Origin of the sequence: Paenibacillus glycanilyticus, from assembly GCF_051200795.1 — a bacterium.
GTDB lineage: Bacteria > Bacillota > Bacilli > Paenibacillales > Paenibacillaceae > Pristimantibacillus > Pristimantibacillus glycanilyticus.
The window spans coordinates 405,833-427,010 of the sequence record NZ_CP195155.1 but is presented as its reverse complement, the minus strand read 5'-3'; the positions used below and the strand labels follow the sequence as shown (position 1 = coordinate 427,010).

General features: G+C 53.9%; 20 protein-coding genes and 1 riboswitch. Of the genes, 5 read left to right on the top strand and 15 right to left on the bottom strand.

Annotation, left to right across the window (positions count from 1 at the left end):
• Window position 1: 1 nt before the first annotated feature.
• From ACR9FF_RS02055 to ACR9FF_RS02030, 6 genes are all read right to left on the bottom strand, one after another.
• Window positions 2-688: a CpsD/CapB family tyrosine-protein kinase gene (locus ACR9FF_RS02055; RefSeq protein ID WP_435168594.1), complete on the bottom strand. Its 687-nt coding sequence runs from the start codon at window positions 686-688 to the stop codon at window positions 2-4.
• The gene (locus ACR9FF_RS02050; RefSeq protein WP_127499371.1) at window positions 675-1,439 is read right to left on the bottom strand and encodes a YveK family protein; all 765 of its coding nucleotides are present in this window, start codon (window positions 1,437-1,439) and stop codon (window positions 675-677) included. The genes ACR9FF_RS02055 and ACR9FF_RS02050 overlap by 14 nt, the downstream gene beginning before the upstream one ends.
• Window positions 1,440-2,333: 894 nt before the next feature.
• Window positions 2,334-3,770 (bottom strand): MFS transporter, encoded by a 1,437-nt coding sequence (locus ACR9FF_RS02045; RefSeq protein WP_435168591.1) that lies wholly within the window; start codon window positions 3,768-3,770, stop codon window positions 2,334-2,336.
• 214 nt (window positions 3,771-3,984) lie between these two features.
• A complete protein-coding gene (locus tag ACR9FF_RS02040) occupies window positions 3,985-4,530 on the bottom strand; it encodes a TetR/AcrR family transcriptional regulator (protein WP_435168589.1) in 546 nt (181 codons plus the stop codon).
• Window positions 4,531-5,155: 625 nt separating this feature from the next.
• Window positions 5,156-6,091 carry an aminoglycoside phosphotransferase family protein gene (locus tag ACR9FF_RS02035; protein WP_435168587.1) on the bottom strand — a complete coding sequence of 312 codons (936 nt, stop codon included), beginning with the start codon at window positions 6,089-6,091 and terminating at the stop codon, window positions 5,156-5,158.
• A 103-nt stretch (window positions 6,092-6,194) separates the two neighbouring features.
• Window positions 6,195-7,265, bottom strand: coding sequence for a lactonase family protein (locus tag ACR9FF_RS02030; protein ID WP_435168585.1), 1,071 nt, complete (start codon window positions 7,263-7,265; stop codon window positions 6,195-6,197).
• Between the two features lie 154 nt (window positions 7,266-7,419).
• Here ACR9FF_RS02030 and ACR9FF_RS02025 point away from each other — a divergent pair, with 154 nt between their 5' ends.
• Genes ACR9FF_RS02025 through ACR9FF_RS02015 form a run of 3 tightly spaced genes read left to right on the top strand, consistent with a single transcriptional unit; the run spans window position 7,420 to window position 9,197 of the window.
• The gene (locus ACR9FF_RS02025; protein ID WP_435168583.1) at window positions 7,420-7,635 is read left to right on the top strand and encodes a hypothetical protein; all 216 of its coding nucleotides are present in this window, start codon (window positions 7,420-7,422) and stop codon (window positions 7,633-7,635) included.
• Between the two features lie 60 nt (window positions 7,636-7,695).
• Window positions 7,696-8,358: a futalosine hydrolase gene (locus ACR9FF_RS02020; RefSeq protein ID WP_435168580.1), complete on the top strand. Its 663-nt coding sequence runs from the start codon at window positions 7,696-7,698 to the stop codon at window positions 8,356-8,358.
• Window positions 8,355-9,197, top strand: coding sequence for a 1,4-dihydroxy-6-naphthoate synthase (locus ACR9FF_RS02015; RefSeq protein WP_127499416.1), 843 nt, complete (start codon window positions 8,355-8,357; stop codon window positions 9,195-9,197). Before ACR9FF_RS02020 ends, ACR9FF_RS02015 begins: the two co-directional genes overlap by 4 nt.
• Window positions 9,198-9,543: 346 nt before the next feature.
• Here ACR9FF_RS02015 and ACR9FF_RS02010 read toward each other — a convergent pair whose 3' ends face one another.
• The 3 genes from ACR9FF_RS02010 to ACR9FF_RS02000 form a co-directional block, all read right to left on the bottom strand.
• Window positions 9,544-9,702 (bottom strand): hypothetical protein, encoded by a 159-nt coding sequence (locus tag ACR9FF_RS02010; protein WP_435168577.1) that lies wholly within the window; start codon window positions 9,700-9,702, stop codon window positions 9,544-9,546.
• Between the two features lie 482 nt (window positions 9,703-10,184).
• Complete coding sequence (locus ACR9FF_RS02005; RefSeq protein WP_435168575.1) at window positions 10,185-11,081, bottom strand: sugar phosphate isomerase/epimerase family protein; 897 nt, start codon at window positions 11,079-11,081, stop codon at window positions 10,185-10,187.
• Between the two features lie 3 nt (window positions 11,082-11,084).
• The gene (locus ACR9FF_RS02000; protein WP_435168573.1) at window positions 11,085-12,191 is read right to left on the bottom strand and encodes a Gfo/Idh/MocA family protein; all 1,107 of its coding nucleotides are present in this window, start codon (window positions 12,189-12,191) and stop codon (window positions 11,085-11,087) included.
• Window positions 12,192-12,281: 90 nt separating this feature from the next.
• On the opposite strand from ACR9FF_RS02000, the gene ACR9FF_RS01995 reads away from it, so the two are divergent.
• On the top strand, window positions 12,282-13,148 hold the full coding sequence (locus tag ACR9FF_RS01995) for a helix-turn-helix domain-containing protein (RefSeq protein ID WP_435168571.1): 867 nt from the start codon (window positions 12,282-12,284) through the stop codon (window positions 13,146-13,148).
• An 817-nt stretch (window positions 13,149-13,965) separates the two neighbouring features.
• On the opposite strand, the gene ACR9FF_RS01990 is transcribed toward ACR9FF_RS01995, so the two are convergent.
• The gene (locus tag ACR9FF_RS01990; RefSeq protein ID WP_435168569.1) at window positions 13,966-14,730 is read right to left on the bottom strand and encodes a protein-glutamine gamma-glutamyltransferase; all 765 of its coding nucleotides are present in this window, start codon (window positions 14,728-14,730) and stop codon (window positions 13,966-13,968) included.
• Window positions 14,731-14,831: 101 nt separating this feature from the next.
• Entirely contained in the window at window positions 14,832-16,130 is a 1,299-nt protein-coding gene (locus ACR9FF_RS01985; protein ID WP_012772340.1) for an NCS2 family permease, read from the bottom strand.
• Between the two features lie 122 nt (window positions 16,131-16,252).
• A riboswitch (purine riboswitch) is annotated at window positions 16,253-16,351 on the bottom strand.
• Between the two features lie 294 nt (window positions 16,352-16,645).
• Here ACR9FF_RS01985 and ACR9FF_RS01980 point away from each other — a divergent pair.
• A complete protein-coding gene (locus tag ACR9FF_RS01980) occupies window positions 16,646-17,620 on the top strand; it encodes a MerR family transcriptional regulator (RefSeq protein WP_435168567.1) in 975 nt (324 codons plus the stop codon).
• 91 nt (window positions 17,621-17,711) lie between these two features.
• Here ACR9FF_RS01980 and ACR9FF_RS01975 read toward each other — a convergent pair whose 3' ends face one another.
• The 4 genes from ACR9FF_RS01975 to uxuA all read right to left on the bottom strand — a co-directional run bounded on the left by ACR9FF_RS01975 (window position 17,712) and on the right by uxuA (window position 21,171).
• Window positions 17,712-18,134, bottom strand: coding sequence for a hypothetical protein (locus ACR9FF_RS01975; RefSeq protein WP_435168565.1), 423 nt, complete (start codon window positions 18,132-18,134; stop codon window positions 17,712-17,714).
• A 73-nt stretch (window positions 18,135-18,207) separates the two neighbouring features.
• Window positions 18,208-19,137, bottom strand: coding sequence for an aldo/keto reductase (locus tag ACR9FF_RS01970; protein ID WP_435168563.1), 930 nt, complete (start codon window positions 19,135-19,137; stop codon window positions 18,208-18,210).
• Window positions 19,138-19,246: 109 nt separating this feature from the next.
• Entirely contained in the window at window positions 19,247-20,095 is an 849-nt protein-coding gene (locus ACR9FF_RS01965; protein ID WP_127498684.1) for an SDR family oxidoreductase, read from the bottom strand.
• A 2-nt stretch (window positions 20,096-20,097) separates the two neighbouring features.
• On the bottom strand, window positions 20,098-21,171 hold the full coding sequence (uxuA, locus tag ACR9FF_RS01960; protein ID WP_127498686.1) for a mannonate dehydratase: 1,074 nt from the start codon (window positions 21,169-21,171) through the stop codon (window positions 20,098-20,100).
• Window positions 21,172-21,178 lie beyond the last annotated feature (7 nt).

Genomic DNA, 21,178 nt, shown 5'->3' with positions numbered 1-21,178 from the left:
CTCACGTCCGATCGACATATTCGTAATAAGGTCCCGCTTCGCGATGGGCGGTCTGGTTAAGCGCGATGCCAACGATTCTGGCCTGTACGAATTGCAGGGCATTTTTCGCTTTGATGGCATGCTGCTTTTTGCCGGTACGCGCATTGACGACCAGCAGGACGCCGTCGCATTTGTTGGCGACAACCTGCGCATCCGCTACGGCTAGTACCGGCGGCGTGTCGATCAGCACCATATCGTACTGCTCGCGAAGCTTCCCTAGCAGCTCTTCCATTCGGGAAGATCCCAGAAGCTCCGACGGATTGGGCGGTACCGGCCCGGAAGGCAGGACATCCAGCCCCTTAATGCGGGTTTCCTTGATGACCTCCTTGAGGTCCGCCTGCCCGGATAACACATGCGACAGTCCCGTGCGGTTGCTGAGTCCGAAGTTGTAATGGGACGTTGGCTTCCGGAGATCGGCATCCACCAGAATGGTGCGCCGCTCCATCTGCGCGTAAGTGACTGCCAGATTCATAATGGTCGTCGACTTGCCCTCTTCAGGACCCGCCGAGGTAACCATCAGAAGCTGCAGCGGGCGGTCCGTCTCGGCGTATTGCAGGTTCGTACGCAAGGTACGGTAAGCCTCCGAGATCGGGGAGGTTGGGTTGGCTTCGGCCACGATCGGGCGTAGCTTAAGATCACTGCGAGACATTGCGATTATCCCCCTCCATTCCTATCGTGGTTTTGCCAATGGCTAATGCCTTCGGCTTCAGATCGCCTTGCTTAATATTCGGTATGGCTGCCAGCGTAGGAAGGCCAAGATACCGTTCCACGTCGCTTTCCGTCCGTAACGTATCGTCAAAGTAATTAAGAGCCAGTACCAGAGTGATCGACAGCAGGAATGCGGCGATAAATCCGATGGCAATGTTGAGCTTGGTCTCCGGCTTCACCTTCACCGGCTGGTCGTTCGAGTCAGCGGTATGAAGGATATACACGTTGTCGACCTTCATAATGAGCGGAATCTGCTGCTGGAACACATAAGAGACGGTATTAACGACTTGCGCCGCTCTTTTGTAATCCGTGTCCAGATAAGAGATGGTGACCACTTGCGTGCCATTCACCGAACTGAACCGGATATTATGCATCAGCTGCTCCGTTGTCAGCCCAAGCTCAGGATGCTTCTTTACCACCAGGTCCATAATGGCCGGGGTCTTGATAATTTCCTTGTACGTATTGATTAAGCTTAAATTCGTGTTGATCATATTCAGATCGAGCTTGAACGATCCCGCCTGACCCGCTGTCGAATTGACGATCAGTTTCGTATAGGCTTCATAGACGGGCTTCATCACCCAGGCGCTGTAGGCTCCCGCCGCAGACGCACCAAGTACGGTCACGAGAATGACCAGCCAAAGCTTTTTCCGAATGAGCCACACTATTTCTTTTAAATCCAGTTGGCTGCTCAAAACGACAATAACCTCCATCCCTTTCCATCAACATTCGACTTTGATTATGTCATAAGGGTTATGGGAACATAGAGGGAAGAAGGTAATATTTTCAATTAGGAGGCAGTTATCATTTTTTGCCTATGTATTACATGCTGATTTTCCTAACGTTTCATATTTCTAATCAAGAATTAATCGTTCAGAGATAAAAATTTCCAGTAATTTTCATGTTTATTACATGCAAAAACGATGTTTATATAGGTATTCCATACACAACCTAAGGCATAGAATCAGGACGTCCGGGAAAATGGCGCTGCGCCGCATAGTATCAGGCTTTCGCAGGGATGGAAGGAAAGGGTAATTGCTACAGAAAGTCGCATTCAAAACCATAGGCAAGGGACTTTCGCCATACAGCTGTCCAATAATCGGGATATTGCCCGGTAGGGTAAAAAGGATAAGAGGATTCTCATATTCCCTAACCCTCCCGATTTCCTGCCCGTTGGCCTAGGTTTGACGTTAATTCAGAGTCCATTGGCCCCTGAAATGGCAGGATTGTGCTTTTTTTTAGTTGTCGGAAGAAGGGCTAGCCCGTATGAAACAGCTAACCGACCTTTAATTCCGACCGTTTTCATAGAAAATAACCTCTTTTCCGCCTCATTCAAGCCTTTGTCTATAAACCAATTGTAAAATAAGCTAGTCCAGCGGTAGGACGATGCACAATGGACTCGACTGCCGAAGAGTCCCGAACCACGGTCCCGTAGTCCATCAGGACCCATCTTCGCGACAAATTGTAACCGTTTCCAATAGGGGCAGCAAATCATGCGTTGGCTTTTTTGACATACAAAAACAAGCCCAGCCGGATCGTCGAACGACCGGACTGGACTTGTTTCTTCTATATAATAGATGAAGGGATTGTTAATTGCTTGTTTCGACTCGCGGTGTTGGAACTGTAGTTTCGATTGCGGCAGTCGTCGCAGGCTTGCCCCGGCGAACCAGGAACGTAACCGACAGGAAGCCGATTGCAAGCATGGCCGCAAGAACAAACAACGCCGGAACAAGATGATCGCCAAACGCCTCCGGCGATGTGATGGCACCGCCGCTTTCGAAGATCAGACCGCTGATCGCTACGCCAAACACGCCCCCCAGCTCGCGGGATGCATTGCTCAAACCGCTTGCTTCGCCGGCTGCATGCTCGGGAACGGACGTCAGAATACCGTGGGACAGCGGCGTAAAGCTGAAGCCCATGCCCGCGCCAGCCGCCATCATCGCCGGAACGATATAGCCGAACGGGAAGATCGCGCCCTTGCCGATAATCATTAGGGCAAAATAGATCATAGCGGCCGTCTGGAGGAACAGCCCAAAGAGAAGAATCTTTTTCGAGCCGTATTTGCCAACGAGCAGCCCGGCGAGCGGTGCGCAGATCATCGTGCAGACGGTCCAGACCATTTCTCTAACGCCCGCTCCTAGAGCCGAATAGCCTTGAGCTTGCTGCAGGAATAACGTCAGCAGGAAGATCGCGCCAAAGATTCCGGCATTCATCCAAAAGCCCGCAGATAGATAAGCGCTGTAAGTCCGGCTTTTGAAATAATCGAATTGAACAAACGGCTGCTTCCGGCTGCGCTCCCAGAAGTAGAAACCGAGCAGCAGGACTACGCCGCCTGCAATAGCCCCCCATACGCAAAAGGCATCCCAGCCTTCCGAGTTGCCGCGCATTAAACCAAACACGATGCCGAACAAGGATAATCCAAGAAGCACGATCCCCGGAAGGTCCAGAGGCTTGCGTTCACCCTTCGATTCCGTCAGCCATAACGCGCCGAGGATAACGGCAATAATGCCAACCGGTACGTTAATCCAGAAGACCATTTCCCAAGGCGCGCCATTAATAATAATTCCGCCGACCAACGGTCCAATCGATAGTCCTAATCCGGAAATGCCGGACCATAGGCCGATAGCCGCGGCGCGTTTTTCAGGAGGGAAGGCCGCATTCACAAGCGTTAAGCTGAGCGGAATGATCGCCGCGCTGCCTATCCCCTGCAGCGCCCTCGACAGCGACAGCTCGATGGAGCTGGTACTGAGGGCTGAAGCAAGCGAGCCAAGCGTGAATAACACGATGCCGAGCAGGAATATTTTTTTGCGGCCGAAACGGTCGCCAATCGCGCTAAACGGAATAAGCAGCACCGCAAAAGCTAACGTATACGCATTGAGGAACCATTGCAGATCGGACATGCTGGCGTGAAATTCCTCCTGGATGGATGGCAGCGCCACTCCGATAACCAGATTGTCGAGCATAGCCATAAACAAGGCGATACAGGTAACAACAAGCAGCCGACCACGGGAAGCGGTAGAAACCATGTTTAAATCTCTCCTTTTTTTGGTTTTTTATTTATTGATTAATAAATACAAGCATAAAAAAATATAGATTTAGATGGGATGGCGGATCAGATGCATGCTTGGTCCTCCTTTTATTTTATTTTATTTATTAATCAATAAATGAATAGCCTTTAAAAAAATCCGCTGTGAAGCAAACGGATTTTATCTGGCAGCCGGAGCGGCTGGGGTTGGAAGGTTAGTCGGTGTGGTCCAGTTGTCCCAAATCGCCAAGTATGGGAAGCTCGAGAACCTCGGACATTGTAATGACCATCCCGCAGGCGATAAAGGTTGAGGCTTGCTGGCTTGGATTCGGAATTCCTGCCCGCTCGAACCGTTCTTTAATCAATTGGTGCACCTCGGCAAATCTCTGTTTCACGATCGCGCGGACGTTCGGCTCCGGTGTCGTATAAGACTGCATGCAGAGCAGCGTCTCATCCCGGTGGGTGACCATCAGCTCATTGAAAGCTTCCCCCATATGGTGGTGGAGCATTTCCGCCGGGGATTCTACCTGGGAGAAGGCATGGATCAAACGCTTCTGCGCTCTCTCGAGGACAGCGAGGTATAAGATTTCCTTCGTTTTGAAAAAGTGAAACACGTAGGGCTGGGTGACCCCAACCTCTGCAGCAACCATAGCGGTTGTTGTTTTGTAATACCCGTTATTCGCAAATAGCGAGGCAGCTGCATCTAATATCTGCTCTTTCCGATTCGTTACAGCGTTGAAGTCTTTTTCTCTTGGCGTCATAGGCAACCTCGTTTATTTATTTATCAATAAATTACTGTATACGATTGGAAATGTCAATAGGCTCCATCCAGGAAAATTTCTTTGACATGGAAAAAGCCGACGGATGTCGGCTTTTTTCGGTAAGTGAACAGTATGCTGGCCTCGGCGTCGGGCGCTATAGCAGGGAATTTGCCTGCTATTTGGCTAGTTTCCACAGCGTGCAGGCGTACGGACTTCTGCAGCAGGCTTTTTGCCTGCTGTTGGGCTAGTTTGCTCAGCGCGCGGGCGTACGGGCTGCTGCAGCAGGCTTCTTGCCTACTATGGGGCTAGAGTTGCCCGCGTTCGGGCTTTTGCCCCACAATCAAGCGTCTGCTCCACCGTAGCACGGTTTTTTCCTCTTATTCAGCCACTTCACTCTCGTGTTTGCGCGCTCTCCCTGCTGTAAGACGGTTTTTCCGTCTTATTGGGCTGCTTCTGCCCCACAATCGAGCGTCCGATCCACCGTAGCACGGTTTTTTCCTCTTATTCAGCCACTTCACTCTCGTGTTCGCGCGCTCCCCCTGCTGCAAGATGGTTTTTCCGTCTTATTGAGCTGCTTTTGCCCCACAATCGAGCGTCCGATCCACCGTAGAACGGTTATTTCCTCTTATTGTCCTTGATTCAGTTCGTCGAGCAGCTCCTCGAACCAAGCTGCTCGCTCCAGCGCGGCGGGGATATCGCCGACGCCGTCTTCGTCGCACCATGCGGTGGACAGCACCGCATGAGCGAACCCCCACGCCAGTAACCTGGCGTGGTCCAAACCAAGGGCGCCGCATAACAGCTCCACGCGGCGCCGGATCACTTCCCGCTGCCCCTTCGGCGGCAGCTGGTTCAAGAGCAGCGGAATCGTTCCGTATTCCGCTTCCCCAACCACACCCTTCGGGTCAATGGCCAGCCATCCCGGCCCGCCATGACCCGAAGACAAAATATTCCCATGGTGCAAGTCACCATGGAGCAAGAACAACCCGCCGCCGCCCTCTTCGAGCAGGCGGCGAAAAACCTCCTCCGCGCGGCAAACCACGCGCTCCGGCAGCGGCCCCGTGCCGCCGCCATGCCGCTGGCGCAGCCGGGCGAGGCCCGCGGCCCAGTCCGCTACGGACGGGAATTCTCCCCCGTCCGGCGCGGGAACCGCCAGCCGCCGCATCACCTCGGCGGCTGCCAGCACGGCATCGTCGTCGCTCAACCCCGACGACGACAGCATCACCCCCGGCTGGACGCGCTCAATCAATAGCGCGCCCCGCTCCTCGTCCGCGGCAAGCACGCGCACCGCGCCGCGGCTGTCATAAAGCCGCAACGCCGCCAGCTCCGTGCGGAATTCCCGGCTTGGCACGCCAAGCTTCAGCACGGCGGGCGTTCCGTCCTGCAGCACGGCCGGGGCAACAAAGTTATACGACAAAACAAAAGGAGACGGCAGTTCCACCGTCATCCCCCATTTTTCCTCGCAGTCCAGCAATAGCTTATCGAAGCCCGCCAGCCACTGCTCGCCTTTTTCGCCGTGAACCGATCTGATCGTCTGACACAAATGTTCTGGAATCTGCATCATTCACTCTCCCCCGGCATTCTTACGCTCATTTTTTCACCCTGCGTGCACCGTCGCAATTCCTCGAATTCCGCTTCACGTACACTCTCCCTGCCGCTTTTTACGACTACAGCTGAACCGGAATGACGCATACCGGCTGGGAGATTTCGATTGAATAGCCCGTATACACCGGCATACCCGACTCGCTAATGCGGAATACCGCTACGTTATTGGTATCCTTGTTGGCCGTGATCGCGAATTGACCGCCCGGTACCAACGCAAAATGCCGCGGATGTTTTCCTTCCGTCGACACATGCCCAACCAGCGTCAGCTGGCCGCTCTCCGCGTCCACCGCAAATACGGCAAGGCTGTCATGACCGCGGTTCGAGCCATAGAGGAAACGTCCGTCCTCGGAGATCGCGATTTCCGCGGTGCCATTAGCTTCAGCGAAGCCTTCCGGCAGAGTCGGCACCGTCTGCACGGCCTCGAGCGCACCTTTTTCCGCATCGTAACGGAAGGAAATAATCGTCGAATCCAGCTCGTTAATCACAAAAGCAAACTGACCATTCGGATGGAATGTCATATGGCGCGGACCCGCGCCAGGCTGCACCACGGTCTCGCCGTGGCGGACCAGCTTGCGGTTTTCTTTATCCAACGTATAAGCAACGATCCGGTCGATCCCAAGATCCGGTACAAAAATATATTTGCCGTCCGGGCTGAAGTTCGTGCTGTGCGGATGCGGCGTTTTCTGGTTCGGATGAGGACCGCTTCCATCATGCTGCTGAATATCGAGAATCTCTCCGATTTCCCCGTTATCCGTGAGCGACACAAGGCTGATCCGGCCGCCATGGTAGCTGCACAGCAGTACAAATTCGCTATCAGCATCGCGCTGAATATGGCAAGACGGCGCCGTAATGGCAAGCTTGCGGTTCAATTGCTCAAGGTTGCTGTCTTCAATCGAAAAAGCAACCGCATCGCCAACCTTCGCCCCTTCCGCATCCGCGCCTTCGGCAATGGCATACAGTCTGTTGTTCGCCGCATCAACGTTAAGGAAGGTTGGGTTTTTTAATCCCGATGCCTGCTCTTTAAGGGTCAGCGTCCCTTCTGCCGTATCGAATTCGTAACGGTACACGCCGCTGTTGTCCGCTTCCGCGTAAGAGCCGATAAATACCGTTAATTTGTCATTATGTAAGGTCATGAATAATATCCTCCTGCTTTTATAGAATGTTCCTTATATTGTACCCTCTCATCCGGCATAAACCAAGCCTTTCGCTCCGCATGGACAACAGCCCGAAATAAGCCTACACTGTTTTTAGCGAATCCCTTATTTACGAAAGGAGCGAAAGCAAAAAGTGGCGATCAACCGTAAATTGATGACCGATCCGGATTTTGAAGAAGCGGTGCAGCGCAAATATCCGGTACGCGTATTCAAGGATGACTTTATCGTGAACAACGGCGGTACGGTCATTCGTTTCGACGACAGTAAAGTTGTCATTCAGTCCAGCGTGAGCGACCTCGTCTACTATACAAGGGCGGAATGCGAGTTTTTCGAAGTCCGGAAAAAATGACAGGCGCCTTTATTTAACGTTATAATACTTTAGTACTGAAATATTAAAGGAGTTTGCAGCATGAGCGAAAATGGAAAAATACTCGTTATGACCGCCGTTGCGGTTGAACGGGATGCTGTCCTGCGCGGCCTTAACGGCGACGAACGCTTCGAGGTAATGGAAGCCGGCGTTGGTCCGATGGAAGCCGCCGTCAGTACGGCAACGCACCTTGCTTTGGCTGGTCGCAATGCCTATCGCCTTGTTATTTCCGCAGGTATCGCGGGAGGATTTAAGGAACGTGCCGAGGTGGGCACGCTGGTTGTCTCCAGCGCAATCATTGCCGCCGATCTTGGCGCCGAGACGCCGGAAGGCTTCCATAGCGTGGACAAGCTTGGGTTCGGTTCCGCTCATATCGAGGTGGATGGCGAGCTCGCCGAGCGTCTGACTTCGGCGCTTCAGGCTGCCGGACTTCAGACCGCGCTTGGACCCGTCCTTACCTTATCGACGGTTACTGGCTCCGCCGAGACGGCTGCCGAGCTGGCCGAGCGGATTCCCGGCGCTGCCGCGGAAGCGATGGAGGGCTTTGGCGTTGCTGCTGCTGCCCGCCGCGCAGGTCTGCCCGTGCTGGAGCTGCGCGCGATTTCGAATCCGGTTGGCCCGCGTGACCGCAGCGCTTGGCGGATTAAGGACGCTCTGCAGTCTCTTGAAGCTGCAAGCTCCGTATTACGGGAGGTTATCGTATGAAAATCGCTTTTTCCCCGTGTCCGAACGACACGTTTGTATTCCATGCCCTGACGCATGGTTTGGTTCCGGGTGCTCCGGAATTTGATGTGATGTACGCCGATATCGACATTACGAACAATTTGGCGGCAAGCGGCGACAGCGATCTTGATGTGCTCAAGATTTCCTATGCTGCTCTGCCTTGGGTATTAAAAGACTACGCGCTTCTGCCATGCGGCGGCGCTCTTGGCCGAGGCTGCGGTCCGCTTGTTCTCACTAAAGACAAGCTGGAGGACGCGTCTTACCTCAGCGGCAAAAGAGTGGCCGTACCTAGCGAACGCTCGACTGCCTATCTGCTGTTCCGTCTATGGGCAGCGCAAAATGTTCCCGGCGGCGTAGGCGAAATTATCGTGATGCCGTTCCACGAGATCATGCCGGCCGTACGCGATGGCAAGATCGACGCCGGCCTTGTGATTCACGAAGCCCGCTTCACTTACCAGAATTACGACCTCTCCATGCTGGTTGACCTCGGCAGCTGGTGGGAATCCGATACCGGCCTGCCGATTCCGCTTGGCGCCATTATCGCCCGCCGCTCGCTCGACCTGCGCGCTCTTTCCAGCTGGATCGAGCAATCCGTCGAGTATGCCTGGAAGCATCCTGAAGCATCGAAGGACTACGTTATGCAGCATGCGCAGGAGATGGATCCTTCCGTTGCCCAGCAGCATATCAACTTGTACGTGAACGACTTCACGGGCAATCTGGGCAGCAGCGGTTATGCCGCGATCTCAACCCTGCTTAACCGCGCAGCCGACGAAGGTCTCGTTCCCGCAATCGACCCGGCTCTTCTCGAATTCCCGGGTTAAACTTGAGGGAGTCCCAATCAACCGTTATGGTGATGGGGACTCCCTTTTTATAGCTTTAGTTAGTTGATTGTAATGTAAAAATACAGGTCGTCCGGCAGCCGGCAGTCTAGTTCAAGCATCCTGTTGCTAAACTACAGGTCATTGGACCAAATATAACTCAAAATAGACTCAACTGCTCGAATAACATGTACTTTTGCATCTATATTACCTTCCAGCCAACTCTGAAGTAATTTTACATGCATTTTAGCAGTTTGTTGCAGACTCCCGCCCTCCTTAACGATACCGTGCATCGTTAAGCTCAACCATCCAGCTACTTTTCGCCTACCTCCACACGTTTCCGCCCACCTTAGCGATGTCCCGCATCGTTAAGCACTCGCCCACTTCTAATTTCCGCCCCCTTAACGATGCCGTGCATCGTTAAGCTCATCCATTTAGCTACTTTCGCCAGCCTCCACACGTTTCCGCCCACCTTAGCGATGTCCCGCATCTTTAAGCCCTTGCCCACTTCTAATTTCCGCCTCCTTAACGATGCCGTGCATCGTTAAGCTCAACCATTTAGCTACTTTTCGCCAGCCTCCACACGTTTCCGCGCACCTTAGCGATGTCCCGCATCGTTAAGCACTCGTTCTTCTCTAGCTTCCGCGCGAGCGGAAGCAGAACGAAAAAGAGCTGCCCGCGTCGGGCAGCTCTTATCTATTTCCTTACGATCCGACTACACGTCGGAATCGTCCCATTTTTTCGAATATGCTTTCTTCGTGACCCAAAGGGTCATCCAGGTGAGCAACACAACGATGATGGCAGCAAAAATCCAAACTCCAACCGGAACATTCATCTGCAACTACCCCCTTCTCGCCTATTACTACTATCTTAACGGACAATACGGGAGCATATACAGTCTAAATATTAACATTTTGCAACGGTTTACACCGGAATCTGTCATTTGGAAGCATTCGCCTCCTGCATAAGGGCAGACTAGCGCTAAATCCCTTACCGGAATGCTCGAAGGAACTCCACTGCCTTGCGGATATCCTCTTCCGGACGATTCCCGACTTCCCGTTCAATCGTCAAATAGCCGTTATACCCAATATCCTGCAGCGCCTTCAAATAACGGTCAAACGGAACGCTGCCTTCCCCAAGCGGAACCTCGCGGAATAAAGGTCCGTCGCTCGCCATATCGGCGATCATGTCATGACTCATCCCCGCAAAGCCCAGGTATCCGTACACGACACGCGGATCAATCTCGGCCGCCAGCTTAATTCCGTCCTTCGCATGCGTATGCACGATATAATCCTTCAGCAGATAGACGCCCTGAACCGGATCATCGCCAGTCACCATAACCATATTGGCCGGGTCGAAGTTAACCGATACGCCGTTTGTCGTAAGCGAATCCAGGAAAGACTTCAATCGCGCAGCAGGCTCAGGACCCGTCTCTATCGCAAAATAAGCCCCCATGCTGCTTGCGTAGCTGCTTAATTCTTCGCAGGAAGACTGCATCGCAGCGTAGATCGGCGAATTCGTATCTTCCGGCACGATCCCGATATGCGTCGTTACGATATTGGTTCCCAAATCAAGCGCCAGCTCGAGAATCCGCTTGGACTTATCGATTTTGGCCGGATTAGCCTCGGCATCCTGGAAGCCATGTCCCCCAAGATCTCCGCATAAAGCCGAAATCGTAAGGCCAAGCGACGCAATGCGGTCTTTCAGCTCGCGACGAGCCGACGTGGACAGATTGGCAGGATCGGTCTCGCCGCTTACCGCGTAAATCTGTACGCCTTCCGCTCCAACCTCAACCGCTTTTTTCAACCCTTCGTTTAAGCCAATCCCAAAGCTCTCGACAATAACGCCAATCGGATTGTTAACCTCTATGCTTGCCAGTTCCGTCATGAATTAGACCCCTTCCTTCGCTGCAGCGGCAGTTGAAGCCGCAGCCTCCGTATTCAAGACTACTTCCGTCCCAAGAGCCGCCGATTCATAAACCGCCTGAAGCATCCGCATCAGCTCTACGCCATCCTCTACCGGGCTGATCGGCTCGGCCTTGCCGAAGCAGCAGTCCACGAAATGAGCGACTTCCAGGTCGAAGCTCTCCTGGAACTGGAACGAGAGATGATCCAGCTGCGGCTCGATGTTCACGATTTTGTTGAACTGCTCGGTTACGATCACGAGCTTCGGATCAATCTCGGCTCCGCCTTTGGTGCCGTAGATTTTGCTGCTCATTTCGTTCTGCGCGGCATGCAGCGTGTAGCTGATATCGACGTACAGCGAAGCGCCGTTCTCGAAGCGGATGAGCGCATTGGCCATATCCTCAACATCGTTAAGCGAAGCGTCGTAGTCCGCCGCCTTATAGAAGCTTAAGCCTTCAATATGCGACCGGTTGCCCAGCTTCCGGTACGTATTGCCGCTGACCGAAACCGGCCTGGGCTTGCCCATCAGATACCAGCACAAATCAATCATATGTACGCCGACATCAATCAGAGGGCCTCCGCCCGAGCGTTCGGAATCCGCAAACCAGCCGCCCGGGTTGCCTAACCGCCGGATTGCCGATGCTTTGGCATAGTAAATGTCTCCAAGCTGCCCGCTCTCCGCATACTGCTTCACAAGCTGCGCCTGGTCGGCATATCTGCGGACGAAGCCTACAAGCAGCTGCTTGCCGGAACGCCTTACAGCCTCCTGTACGGCAAGCGCCTGTTCAACCGTCTTGGCAAGCGGCTTTTCGCATAGCACATGCTTGCCGGCATCCAGCGCGGCCACCGCAATCTCGGCATGGCTGTTATTCCAGGTACAGATGCTTACCGCATCAATCTCCGGATTGGCCAGCAAATCTTTATAGTTATCGTAAACATGAGGGATGCCGTAAGCTTCAGCCTTCTCCCGCGCTCGTTCCCCGTTCAAATCCGCGATTGCCGCAAGCTCCACCTCTGGATGCACCGAATAACCATGCAAATGCGAGCCCGATATCGACCCTGCCCCAATAACTCCAACCTTTAATTTCGTCATTGCCAGCATCTCCTCCATGTTTCCTATAATCAGTTGCAACCTGCTCTATGTTCAATTTATCATGAGTATAAAAAGAGAGGAATGAACAGCATGGCTCAAATCATGGATTATATGATCAGTTCACAGCCCCTTCGCATGATCGATTTAACGGTGGATCCCGCCAAGCTGTCCGTTCGTTCCCTCGTTATTCGAAACGTCGGCTATTTGCCCGGTCGAACGCATTTCCGGCAGGGGGCGGTTTTTCAATATTGGGCGATCGTATATATTGCGGGAGGTTCGGGAACCTACCGCGTCGACCGCGGAGAGGCGCAGCAGGTGACGGCCGGCAGCTTGTTCTTATTCCAGCCCGGCTTTCATTATGATTACGGTCCAGACCCTGGCGGCTATTGGGACGAGTATTACTTCACCATTGAGGGATCAAGGCATCGGGAGTGGCTCGAGCATTGGCCGATCGTCCCGAACGCAGTCATGAATCCGGGTGAGGATGCTTCTTCGCAGAACCGGATTGACCGCATCTTTGCGCTGATGGACAGCGGCACCCCGGCCGACGCCGACCGCGCTGCGCTGACGCTTGAGTCTCTCGTCTACGACTGGGTGCAGAGCTGTCAATCCTCGCCAACCGCTCAAGGCAAGACAGCCCGCCTTGCCCAGCTGCTCCAGGCCTTATCCGGCACTTTGCATGAACCTTTCGATGCGGCGGCTTTTGCCGAGCGCCATCATTGGGCATTATCGACGCTGCGCCGTACGGTTAGCGAGTATACCGGCTTCGCCCTGCACGAATACGTCCATCGGCTAAAAATGGCCGAAGCCAAAAACCGCCTGCTCAATACCGAGCAGACGGTCAAGGAAATCGCAGCGGCGCTTGGCTACGGCGATGTGTTTTATTTTTCACGGCTGTTCAAGAAGATTACCGGGGAAGCGCCCCAGCTGTTCCGCCGCAACATGCGTTCGAAATAAAACAAGTCCCCGCGAGGGTCTTATTTCACCTGTGCGCGCCCAAGGTAGGTCCGTTCAAGGACTCCCGCAAGTTAATAAGACCCTGACAGGGTCTTATCGCAACTCAAGTTACTCTACTGGTGTCCGATAAGACCCCGGGAGGGTCTTGTTTCACCTGTCGCGCCTCAGATAGGTCCGTTTTAGGACCACCGCAAGTTTATAAGACCCTGACAAGGTCTTATCGCAACTCAAGTTACTCTACTGGTGCTCGATAAGACCCCGCGAGGGTCTTATTTCATCTGTGCGCGCCCAAGGTAGGTCCGCTCAAGGACTCCCGCAAGTTTATAAGACCCTGACAGGGTCTTATCGCAACTCAAGTTACTCAAATGATACCGAATAAGACCCCGCGAGGGTCTTATTTCATCTGTGCGCGCCCAAGGTAGGTCCGTTTTAGGACTTCCGCAAGTTAATAAGACCCTGACAGGGTCTTATCGCAACTCAAGTTACTCTACTGATGCTCGATAAGACCCCGCGAGGGTCTTATTTCATCTGTGCGCGCCCAAGGTAGGTCCGTTTATAAGGACCACCGCGAGTTAATAAGACCCTGACAGGGTCTTACCGCAACTCAAGTTACTCTACTGGTGCTCGATAAGTCCCCGCGAGGGTCTTATTTCGCCTATGCGCGCCCAAGGTAGGTCCGTTCAAGGACTCCCGCGAGTTTATAAGACCCTGACAGGGTCTTATCGCAACTCAAATTACTCTACTGGTGCTCGATAAGTCCCCGCGAGGGTCTTATTTCACCTGTGAGCGCCCGAGACGCCTAGTGTTATGATTCCATTTACAATTTTACCGCAAAGCGGCTGCCCCGAGCCGCGATCTGCCTCAAATGCTGGAAGTTCGGATGAACGACCAGATCGTCGAGATAAGCCGATTCGGAGCTGAACGGCTCGCGCATTCTATTTAATGCGCTGATGATCTGTTCGCCCGTTTCAATGCCGATGCCGTGGCCGAAGAACAGATTATCCGACAGCTTCACGACATTCTCCCCTTGCCATTCCGGCGTCTCCCGGTCGAAATCCGGATTGCGGAAGTACATCACGTCGCCCGGGTACGATTCGTTCTTGTTATGTGTCGTAATGAACCACAAGTCGCCGTCATGGTTCCAGTCCCGCAAATACAGCGGATTGAACAGCTTGTTGAACGCTTGCTCGCCGATTGTATCCAGCACTGCTTTGTACAGCACGATTACAATCGCGGTTGCGCATTCGAACCCGTAATTCTCGCCATTCTGAAAAATATCGTTAATCGCATCCGAAGGCCGAACATCCGGATTCATCTGGAAGCCCCCGTTCTCCGTCCTCGTCCAATAACGCGGATTGCATCTGGAGTTACGGAATACCGCGAAGTCCGCCCGGCTGTCCTGCAGCATTCTGGCCGCATTCACCGTACGGTCCCGAAGGCGCAGCTCGAACCGGAGCGAGTCCATTGAATCATATTGGTAGACAACGGGACTGTTCTGCTTGCCTTGCAGCACGTCCCGCTCGACCGGCGTTAACGCAAACGGGTTAATGTCCCCGGCGTCATTGCCCGAAATTTGAAGCATTTCCTTCCCCCTCCCATGATCATGCCATGGGTTATTGTACGTGTAAGGGTAAGGATTGGTGCTCTTCCCTAGGCTGCGCCGCGGGCATTATAGGCCGGTGGCTAGTGGCTGAAGAAACCGATCTGTATAAAGAACAGAACCGCAAACACATAGAAAATCGGATGAACCTCTTTGCCTTTGCCGCGGATCAGCTTCAGAATCGGATACACGATAAAGCCGATGCCAATCCCCGTTGCGATGCTGTACGTAAGCGGCATAAGAACTACGATCAGGAACGCCGGGAATGCTTCTTCAATGTCGCTCCAATCGATTTTGCGCAGAACGTTTATCATCAGGAAGCCCACGATAATAAGCGCCGGAGCCGTAATGGCGGGAATACCCGCGAGAACCGATACCGTCGGGGAGAAAAAGAGCGTCAGCGCCAGCAGCACGCTTACCGTTATGGCCGTCAGACCGGTTCTGCCGCCTACGGCTACCCCCGAGCTCGACTCGACATACGCGGAGGTTGGGCTTGTGCCAAGCAATGCGCCGGTAGTTGTGCCGATGGCATCGGCAAGCAGCGCGCCGCGCGAACGCGGGAACTTATTGTCCTTCAGCAGGCCGGCTTGCTCCGCAACGCCAAGCATCGTGCCGGTTGTGTCAAACAGCGTAATAAGCAGGAAAGTGAAAATAACGGCATAAAGGCCATTTTGGAACACGCCGCCAATATCCAGCTGGAAAGCCGTCGCACTCAGGCCTGTAGGCAGCGCAGCCCACTTTTCCGGCAAATGCATCTGGCCTGTGATAACCGCGATAATAGCCGTGATGATCATGCCGATGAACAGGAAGCCCTTTACCCGGTAAGCCATCAGAATAAGCGAGATAATAAGACCTACGATCGTAAGCAGCGTCATCGGCTGCGACAGATCCCCCATCGTGATGAGGGTCGCTGGCGAAGCAACGACGATTTTTGCATTTTGCAGACCGATAAACGTAATGAATAAGCCGATACCCGCCGTAATAGCATGCTTCAGGCTTGACGGGATGGCATCAAGCAGCATGTAGCGGAAGGAAGTCAGGGACAGCAGGATGAAGATAACCCCGGCGACAAAAACCGCGCCAAGCGCCGTTTGCCACGATACGCCCTCTCCCCCTACGACAGAAAACGCGAAATAAGCGTTAAGCCCCATGCCGGGCGCCAGCGCAATCGGGTAATTCGAGAAAAGTCCCATTATGAGCGTTGCCACGATACTTGCGAGGACGGTGGCGATAAAGACGCCGTGAAAGTCCATTCCCGCTTCGCTTAGCACGCCGGGGTTAACGATTACGATATAGACCATCGTAAGAAAAGTCGTAATTCCCGCGAGCAGCTCCGTTGTTAACGTAGTGCCCCGCTCCTTCAGTTTAAACAGGCGATCCATTGCTTGTTCCCTCCAGGTTGTCCTTATTGTCCGGATTGCGTGTTACCTATTGTCCCCTTGAATGCGCCGGATTAGTAAATCTGGAAACAAAAAAAATCCTGCGCCGCGAATAAGGGAAGATGGTACACGTATCCCTTATTCGTAGTTAGGATTTTTGGCTCCTTGTAGAGACCCTCACGCCATATTGATGAGGATATACGAATGATAGTGATGTTAGCTGTTCAATTAACCTTCATAAGGTTACTGGACAAACCTAGGCACTGTCAATCCTTTTTTCACGAAAATACGTTCTATTCACGAACTATTTATTTATTTCCATTTGTAATGTTCGCTTTTCACAGAAAGTGCATTCTATCGTAAAGCTTTGCTGAATATTGTCGAACGACCCGGATTTCGCGAATCGAATCGGATGAACACTTCTTTTAGCGATATACCACTACCTTTGTCAGGCGGGCAGGGAGATCGTTTTCGAGGACGAATAAGTCTCGTAAGTGACAAATGAATGAGGTGATGAAATGACGTTGCTCAAAACGAAAGAGGCGGCCCATCAGCTGGCCGTCAGTGAAACAACCGTCAGGCGTTGGGTGTCGACCTTTCCGGCTTCCTTCCGGAAGGACATGTTTGGACATTATATTTTTGATACCCCGGCGATGGAGAAGCTGCGGAAAATCAAAGGCCAGTTGGATTCCGGTACAGCCCTGTACGACATCCGGCTTCTGTCGCTGGCGGAAGAAGAGTCATTAGCGGCTGTCGCCGTTGAAGTAATGGGAACGGCCGAACCCGCTCCGCCTGTTGCGGCGGAACGCCCGTCAAGCAAGTCCGATGATTCCGGTAAGCTGTTGGTTGATGCGAAGGGGAATGTTGTTGCGGCGGATGGCTTGGTTGGCGCAGCCGCAGGCGTAGGCCGAGCCGGCGGCGTAGTGGACAATGCGGGCAACCTTCATTTGGTTGGCGGCAGCTCCCCTATGGGCGCCGGGGCTAATCTTACCGGCAGAAGCAGCATTGGCGCGCTGGTGGTGGATAGTGCCGGAAACGTATACGCGGCAGGCAGCGGAGAAGGAGCTCAAGGAGCCGAGGCAACGGCTGAGATTGCAACCGGTCTTCAGCATGCTGCGGCATCCGTTGATGCAGCTCAATCGCCGGCGGGATCTGTTTCCCAATCGTCTGTAGCTACGCAAGTCATCGTCCCTTCTGCCCCTGTCCATTCTTCATCCTCCGTAACCGACGAACTCGATCCGATGCTTGAACGTCTAAATGCCATAGAAGCTGCCCTGTCCCAGAAGGCCGATGAAGTCGTTACCGTCCAGCTGCTCCATCATCGCAAAGAGCTTGAGGAGCTCCGCAGATCGCTGACCGAGCTTGCCGCCACCATTGAAGCTCTTCGCACGCCGCAGCAAGAGCTGCTTGCGTTCGGAGAGAGCGCCAAAGCCGCCGCCGAGAACGAAGGCAAACGCAAAAAACGCGGCCTGCGCTCATTCTTTTTCTTCTAAACGCTAACCTGCCGCAGGGCCTAGCTCCCCCACTCCGCGCCCCCCGCATCCGAGTGAGGCCGGGTTAGGTCCTATTAGCGTTTGATGCCCTTCACCCACCGGTCCCGCCAATCGACAGCCTGTCTTTGTAGTCCATAACGGCTTGTGCAATCTGCGGGAGATCATGGCCTTCCGTTAAAAGCTGCCGGTCATCGAACAAATAGTAGGCGGGATACCCTCCGCTGCCGGCTTCGAGCTGCTCCTCTGCTTTCTTTCCTTCTTCCGTATTCACATCGTAGATAACCGGCGTGAAGCGGCCCGCCATTGCAGCAACCATATCGTTGACCGTCCTCGTTTCTTCCTCCACCTTATTCTTCACCAATACAACGACTCGCAGCTCCCCGGCCTGTTCCGCGAGATAAGGCGCATAGTCCGGCACGGCGGCTGTATCCGGCTCTTTCTTCTGACTGCAGCCAGCCGCTATAACCAGCACCAGCGCAACAAGCCCTGCTGCTATCCACCTACTAAACACCATCCAACCGCCTTTCCGTCCACCAAAATAAATAGAAAGAGCCAGCCCCCTGAATGGGCCGGCCCTTCACGCATTCCTATTCCTTCGATAATTTCACGTCCTGCGGATGAGGCTCGCTCGCCAGCTGCGCCGCTAGCGCATTCGATGCGACCTGCTCCGGATCCTTGCAGCCCGGAATTACTGCCGTTACGGCCGGGTGCTTGAGGCACCATGCGAGCGCCCAGCTCGCCATGTCCACGCCCTGCGGCACTTCCTCGCGCTGGATGCGCTCAACTTCCTTCAGCTTTTCCAATGTGCTTTCCGCATCGTGACGATGGCGCACATCCGTGCTGCTGAACACGGCTCCCGGCTTGTACTTGCCGCTGAGGTATCCGCTCGCCAGCGGTACGCGCGCAAGCACGCCGAGGTCCTGCCGCTGGCAGGACGGGAAGACCTGCTCCTCCGGCACGCGGTCCAGACGGTTGTACACGACTTGGATCGCGCGGGAGCCTACTTTTGTCGATGCTTCCGTTTGATGAATGTTGGCGTTGCTGCCGATCGAAGTGCCAAGGAAACGGATTTTGCCTGCCTGCACCTGCTTGTCCAGCGCCGTCCACAAATCATCGTTATCAAACACTTGGTCAGGTCCGGAATGGAACTGATAAAGATCAATGTAGTCAACTTTTAATGCCTTTAAAGATGCATCCAGCTGTTCGATCACACCCGCCGGGTCAAAAGAATCCGTACGCGTGAACCTTTCATGGAAGTGATGGCCGAATTTCGTTGCGATAATCCAGTCCTCGCGCTTGCGGCGGCTGATATAATCGCCAATAAGCGATTCCGACAGATGATCGCCGTAGCATTCCGCGGTATCAATCAGATTGATGCCAAGCTCATGTCCTTTGTCGAGTATCGCATCCGCTTCGCCCTGCGTATACTCGCGGCCCCATTCTCCTCCGAACTGCCACGTTCCGATGCCAATGACCGATACGTTAAGATCCGTGCTTCCGAGTCTCCGGTATTTCACAATCGCCACTCCTTCCGATTTTCACGAACTAAACTGCACCTTATATTACCACATTGCGCTTGCAAGTTTCGAGTTACGGAAGGCTCAGCGGTTCTCTTCCCGCCTAGTCCTATACGCCGGAGTAAGCCATAAAGCCGCCGTCGACCGGAACGGTAATGCCGGTTACGAAGCCGGACACGCTGTCATCGGCAAGCCATACGAGCGTTCCGAGCAGATCCTCCGGTTTGCCGAAGCGGCGCATCGGGGTGTGGGTAATGATTTTGTTCGAGCGCTCGGTCAGGGAGCCGTCTTCGTTCGTAAGAAGCTTACGGTTCTGCTCCGTCAGGAAAAAGCCCGGCGCAATCGCGTTTACGCGAATGCCGACATCCGCCATGTGAACGGCCAGCCATTGCGTAAAGTTGTTGATCGCAGCCTTGGCCGCGCTGTACGCTGGCACTTTCGTCATCGGACTCGGAGCGCTCATCGAGGACATATTAATCACCGTTGCCCCCGGCTTGTTGATCATTTGCTGAGCGAAGACTTGCGTCGGAATCAGGGTGCCGAGAAGATTCAGATCGAAAACAAAGCCAAAGCCTTCTTTTTTCAGATCAAAAAAGCTCGTCACGTCAGGGTTCGCCAGATCGTCCGGATGGAAAGTCTCTTTCGTCGTGATGCCGTCCGGATGATTGCCGCCGGCGCCGTTGATCAGAATATCGCAGCTGCCGAGCTGCTCCAGCACAACCGCGCTAGCTTCCTTCACGCTCTCCGCATCCACCACATTGCACGCAACCGCAATAGCCACGCCGCCTGCTTCGCGGATTTCGCGCGCCACGGCTTCGCCTTTTTCCGCCGTGCGGTTCAGAATCGCTACCTTTACGCCTTGACGCCCCAGCTCTCTTGCCATTTCGGCGCACAGCACGCCGCTTCCTCCCGTAATAACCGCAACCTTGCCCGCTAAATTCTCATGATTCGGTACCATTTTTAGGCATTCCCCTTTCGAATTCGCTCAAGTCCGTCCCAGACGCCCCACAGATACATGATGCCAAGCGCACGGTCATACAGACCGTAGCCCGGACGGCATTCCTCATCCCAGATATGGCGGCCGTGGTCGGGACGCGCATATCCCGTAAACCCGCTCTCGTGGTACGCGCGGACAACCTCCGCGATATCTACCGTGCCGTCGCTCGATTTATGGGAGGTCTCAATGAAATCTCCATTCTCGTACACGCGCACGTTGCGGATATGGGCAAAAGGAATCCGGTCCGCGAACTCCCGCACCATCGCGGGAATATCGTTGTCCGGGTTTGCGCCAAGCGAGCCGCTGCAAAGCGTCAGTCCGTTATACGGGCTGTCTACCAGCTTCAGCAGTCTTGCCAGGTTATCGCGGCTGGTCACGATCCGCGGCAGGCCGAATACCGAGTATGGAGGATCGTCCGGATGGATGGCCATTTTGATGTCATGCTTTTCGCAAACCGGGATGATCTGCTCGAGGAAATATTTCAGATTGTTGAAGAGGTCCTCTTCCGTCACGTCCTTATACGCTTCGAACAGCGGCGCGAGACGCTTCAGGCGCTCCGGCTCCCAGCCTGGCATCGAGTACGAGGAATTGCCCGCGATGTTGGCAACCAGCTCTTCCGCGCTCATGCTTTGGATTTTGGCTTTATCGAAAAACAGCGCGGTTGAGCCGTCTTCCATCTCCTTGAACAGATCCGTACGCATCCAATCGAAGATCGGCATGAAGTTATAGCAGATGACCTTTACGCCTACCGTCGCCAGCTTCTCGATCGTCCGCTTGTAGTTCTCGATGTAACGGTCGCGCGAAGGCAGGCCCAGCTTAATGTCATCATGCACGTTAACGCTTTCCACCACTTCCAGATGGAAACCGTATTCGTCGGCCAGACGCTTGTAATCCATGATTTTGTCCATCGGCCATTCTTCGCCTGCCGGCACGTCGTGCAGCGCCCATACGAGGCCTTCTACCCCCGGAATTTGCTTGATCTGCTTCAGACTTACCGAATCATTGCCTTCCCCGTACCAACGAAAAGTCATTCTCATGATAGTT

Bases quoted from the DNA above. Each gene is read 5' to 3' on its own strand.
- ACR9FF_RS01990 (WP_435168569.1), bottom strand. From the start codon at position 14,730: ATGCTTCAAATTTCGGGCAATGACGCCGGGGACATTAACCCGTTTGCG.
- ACR9FF_RS02000 (WP_435168573.1), bottom strand. From the start codon at position 12,191: ATGACGAAATTAAAGGTTGGAGTTATTGGGGCAGGGTCGATATCGGGC.
- ACR9FF_RS01995 (WP_435168571.1), top strand. From the start codon at position 12,282: ATGGCTCAAATCATGGATTATATGATCAGTTCACAGCCCCTTCGCATG.
- ACR9FF_RS02005 (WP_435168575.1), bottom strand. From the start codon at position 11,081: ATGACGGAACTGGCAAGCATAGAGGTTAACAATCCGATTGGCGTTATT.
- ACR9FF_RS02045 (WP_435168591.1), bottom strand. From the start codon at position 3,770: ATGGTTTCTACCGCTTCCCGTGGTCGGCTGCTTGTTGTTACCTGTATC.
- ACR9FF_RS02055 (WP_435168594.1), bottom strand. From the start codon at position 688: ATGTCTCGCAGTGATCTTAAGCTACGCCCGATCGTGGCCGAAGCCAAC.
- ACR9FF_RS01980 (WP_435168567.1), top strand. From the start codon at position 16,646: ATGACGTTGCTCAAAACGAAAGAGGCGGCCCATCAGCTGGCCGTCAGT.
- ACR9FF_RS01965 (WP_127498684.1), bottom strand. From the start codon at position 20,095: ATGGTACCGAATCATGAGAATTTAGCGGGCAAGGTTGCGGTTATTACG.
- ACR9FF_RS02020 (WP_435168580.1), top strand. From the start codon at position 7,696: ATGAGCGAAAATGGAAAAATACTCGTTATGACCGCCGTTGCGGTTGAA.
- ACR9FF_RS02015 (WP_127499416.1), top strand. From the start codon at position 8,355: ATGAAAATCGCTTTTTCCCCGTGTCCGAACGACACGTTTGTATTCCAT.
- uxuA (WP_127498686.1), bottom strand. From the start codon at position 21,171: ATGAGAATGACTTTTCGTTGGTACGGGGAAGGCAATGATTCGGTAAGT.
- ACR9FF_RS01985 (WP_012772340.1), bottom strand. From the start codon at position 16,130: ATGGATCGCCTGTTTAAACTGAAGGAGCGGGGCACTACGTTAACAACG.
- ACR9FF_RS01975 (WP_435168565.1), bottom strand. From the start codon at position 18,134: ATGGTGTTTAGTAGGTGGATAGCAGCAGGGCTTGTTGCGCTGGTGCTG.
- ACR9FF_RS02030 (WP_435168585.1), bottom strand. From the start codon at position 7,265: ATGACCTTACATAATGACAAATTAACGGTATTTATCGGCTCTTACGCG.
- ACR9FF_RS02040 (WP_435168589.1), bottom strand. From the start codon at position 4,530: ATGACGCCAAGAGAAAAAGACTTCAACGCTGTAACGAATCGGAAAGAG.
- ACR9FF_RS02035 (WP_435168587.1), bottom strand. From the start codon at position 6,091: ATGATGCAGATTCCAGAACATTTGTGTCAGACGATCAGATCGGTTCAC.